4 protein-coding genes and 1 pseudogene are annotated in these 3,629 nt (G+C 61.4%); all 5 read left to right on the forward strand.

Features of this window, described 5'->3' with window-relative positions; all coding sequences use genetic code 11:
- Nucleotides 1-448 (forward strand): SMC-Scp complex subunit ScpB (gene scpB, locus EN914_RS28275; protein ID WP_127389408.1); only part of this gene is annotated, 448 nt, incomplete at its 5' end.
- Nucleotides 449-618: 170 nt separating this feature from the next.
- Nucleotides 619-840, forward strand: a complete 222-nt coding sequence (locus EN914_RS28280; RefSeq protein WP_013531295.1) for a twin-arginine translocase TatA/TatE family subunit — start codon at nt 619-621, stop codon at nt 838-840.
- Between the two features lie 30 nt (nt 841-870).
- Nucleotides 871-1,671 carry a Sec-independent protein translocase protein TatB gene (gene tatB, locus EN914_RS28285; protein WP_024503848.1) on the forward strand — a complete coding sequence of 267 codons (801 nt, stop codon included), beginning with the start codon at nt 871-873 and terminating at the stop codon, nt 1,669-1,671.
- On the forward strand, nt 1,668-2,534 hold the full coding sequence (tatC, locus tag EN914_RS28290; RefSeq protein WP_013531297.1) for a twin-arginine translocase subunit TatC: 867 nt from the start codon (nt 1,668-1,670) through the stop codon (nt 2,532-2,534). Before tatB ends, tatC begins: the two co-directional genes overlap by 4 nt.
- 345 nt (nt 2,535-2,879) lie before the next feature.
- Nucleotides 2,880-3,629: pseudogene (locus EN914_RS28295) on the forward strand (serine--tRNA ligase); the annotation flags it as partial.

The raw sequence follows: 3,629 nt of genomic DNA on the forward strand, positions 1-3,629 counted from the left end.
GGCTTTCCTGATGAGCAGGGATACCGTCCAGCAAAGGAAGCTCTCCCGCGCGGCTCTCGAAGTGCTGGCGATCATTGCCTATCACCAGCCGGTGACGCGTGCCGAGATCGAGGACATCCGCGGCGTCGAAACCTCGAAAGGCACGCTCGACACGCTGCTGGAAACGGAATGGGTGCGCATGCGCGGCCGGCGAAAGACACCCGGACGCCCGGTCACCTACGGCACCACGGAGACCTTCCTCGACCATTTCGCGTTGGAAGAGATCCGCGATCTTCCCGGCATGGAGGAACTGAAGGGGGCCGGCCTGCTTTCGGGCCGCATGCCGTCGAATTTCTCCATTCCGCAGCCTCCGGCCGATCCCGATGCATTGACCGACGACGAGGATGCGCTGACCGATATCGATCTCGAGGAACTCGGCCTGCTGACGCCGCGCGTCACGGAAGATTGACTGGCATTGGCGGCCGATCTGTCGAGGATGCGCGGATTCGTAGCGGGGCCGCCGCGTCGAAAATGCGTGACATCCGCCACCCTTTCATAAACTCTGTCGCAGTTGTGTTTGAATCCCAACGCGAAAACGCATAGATCATCGCCAGGGAAAACATTCGAGAGAGATTTGCTATGGGTTCATTTTCGATTTGGCACTGGATGATCGTGCTGGTGATCGTGCTTTTGGTGTTCGGCCGCGGCAAGATTCCCGAGCTGATGGGCGACATGGCCAAGGGCATCAAGAGCTTCAAGAAGGGCATGGCCGACGACGACGTTGCCGAAGACAAGCGCACCGTCGAACATCGTGCCGACGAGACCGTTGCGGCCGCGAAGGAAAAGGCCAGCAAGAGCTGAGCCCAAAGGTTCTAGTCGGAACAGAGTGTCATGTTTGAAGTCGGCTGGACCGAAATGCTGGTCATCGCGATCGTCATGATCGTGGTCGTCGGGCCCAAGGATTTGCCCAATATGCTGCGCACCTTCGGCCGCACGACGGCGAAGCTGCGCGCCATGGCATCCGATTTCCAGAAACAGTTCAACGAGGCGCTGAAGGAAGCCGAGCTCGACGACGTCAAGAAGTCCGTCGACGAGCTCAGGGGCATGAGCCCGATGGCCGAGATCAGGAAGCAGCTCAATCCGTTCGAACAGGCCGCGGCCGACGTTCGCTCCGGCGTCGACGCGGCGATGAAGCCGAAGCCGGCAGCCGATCCGGCAACGCCAGCCGCTTCGACCCCGCAGGCGGCCGAGCCGCTGAAGAACGGTGCAACGACCATGCCCGGCGTCAACGGACCGGAAGCAGCGCCGGCAGCGCCGATTTTCCCGGCGATGACCGACGAATCGGTGGTGACGTCATCAGTGCCGACGACACCCGTCGTGGCGCCGAAGGCGTCCACGGCGAAGAAGGCAGCCAAGCCTGCACCGTCAAGGGCGACGCCGGCTATAAAGGCTTCGGCAAATGGCGCTAAAGCTCCTGCAAAAACGGTCACCGCTAAGGCCACGCCTGCGGCCAAGGTGCCAGCGAAGCCGGTGACGGCGGCAATGCCTGAAACGCCCAGGGCCAAGACGCCCGCTGCGGCCAAGGTGATCGCGTCCAAGACCGTAGCGACCAAGACGGGGGCGAAAATCGAACCGAAACCTGCTGCGGCCAAGAAGCCGGCGGCCAAGAAGACGGCTGGAGCCGCCAAGTGAGCGTTTCGGACACCGAAAAGGACGAGATCGAGAAATCGTCGGCGCCGCTGATGGAGCATCTGATCGAGCTGCGCCGGCGGCTGATCTGGTCGCTGGGCGGTTTCTTCGTTGCCTTCCTGGTCTGTTTCTTCTTCGCCAAGAAGCTGTTCAACCTTCTGGTCGTCCCGTTCAAATGGGCGACGCAGTGGGCAGGCCTCGATCCGCACAAGGTCGAGCTGATCTACACGGCGCCGCAGGAATTCTTCTTCACGCAGGTCAAGCTCGCCATGTTCGGCGGCATGGTGATCGCCTTTCCGCTGATCGCCACGCAGATCTACAAATTCATCGCGCCCGGCCTCTACAAGAACGAGCGCAACGCCTTCCTGCCGTTCCTGATCGCGTCGCCAATCCTGTTCCTGATGGGTGCGTCGCTGGTCTATTTCTTCTTCACGCCGATGGTGATGTGGTTCTTCCTCGCCATGCAGCAGGCCGGCACCGACGATCAGGTGCAGATTTCGCTGCTGCCAAAGGTGTCGGAATATCTCAGCCTGATCATGACGCTGATCTTCTCCTTCGGCCTGGTGTTCCAACTGCCGGTGGTGACCAGCCTGATGACACGCGTCGGCATGCTGTCGTCCAAGGGGCTGGCCGAGAAGCGCAAATGGGCGATCGTCATCGCCTTCGTCGTCGCGGCGGTGCTGACGCCGCCCGATCCGATGAGCCAGATCGGCCTCGCCATTCCGACCATCCTTCTCTACGAGGTCTCCATCTGGGCTGCCCGGCTGATCGAGCGCGATCAGGAAAAGCAGCGCGTGGCACGCGAGAAGCAGGACGCGGCGGAAGAGGTCGCCGAGAAGAAGCCGGCGGACGCGTCCTCCACCTGAACGGCGCCGCCGCGTCTGGCCAGCCTCGATAGGAATTTTTTCTTGACCTGGTGAGGGCAGCTATGCTATGATTCTCGGTATGGTGCTGACTTGCGCCAGCGACCCGCCGTAGAGGCGGGTTTTTCATTTCAGGCTCTCCTCCGCCTTCAGCCGAAAGCGCGTCAAAGCGTGATCGCATGCTTGCGTTCCCCATGCCCCATCTTGCATCGATCGAGGATGCGGTTTACGCCCTCTGGCTGAAACGCATCGCACTGAAAGCGATGCGTTTCACTTTTGTTTGAAGCATGTCGTTGTCCCAAACCGCTGCGCACTTTGGGCGACATGCTACCCCGGAGCGTTCAAACCATGCTTGACATCAAATGGATTCGCGACAACCCGAAGGCCCTTGTCGAGGCGCTGGTGAAGCGCTCGTGGTCGGCTGACGAGGCGCAGTCCACGGTCGGCGGGCTGATCGCCTCGGACGAGGCGCGGCGCGAACACGTTACCGAGCTACAGACCAAGCAGGAGCGCCGCAATGCCGCGTCGAAAGAGATCGGCAACGCCATGCGTTCGGGCGATGCCGCCCTGGCCGAGACGCTGAAAGCCGAAGTCGGCGAGATCAAGGTCTTCATCCAGAACGGCGAGGCGCGCGAACGCGAGCTCGACAAGGCGCTGAACGATGCGCTGGCGGTGCTGCCCAACGTACCGTTCGACGACGTGCCTGTCGGCAAGGACGAGCACGACAATGTCGTCAAGCACATCGTCGGCAAGGTACCGACGCGGCCGAACTGGGTGAAGGAGCACTTCGAGATCGGCGAAGCGCTCGGCATGATGGATTTCGAGCGCGCGGCAAAGCTGTCGGGCTCGCGCTTTACGGTGCTGAAAAACGGACTGGCGCGGATGGAGCGCGCGCTCGGCCAATTCATGCTCGACTTGCATACGACCGAACACGGCTACGAGGAAGTGATACCGCCGTTGATGGTCAAGGACGATGTTTTGTTCGGCACCAACCAATTGCCGAAGTTCGAGGAAGATCTGTTCTTTACGCCGCACGGGGAGGGCAGGCTTGGCCTGATTCCCACCGCCGAGGTCCCACTCACCAACCTTGTGCGTGAG

The sequence above is a fragment of the Mesorhizobium sp. M7A.F.Ca.CA.001.08.2.1 genome (assembly GCF_003998455.1).
Classification (GTDB): domain Bacteria; phylum Pseudomonadota; class Alphaproteobacteria; order Rhizobiales; family Rhizobiaceae; genus Mesorhizobium; species Mesorhizobium ciceri.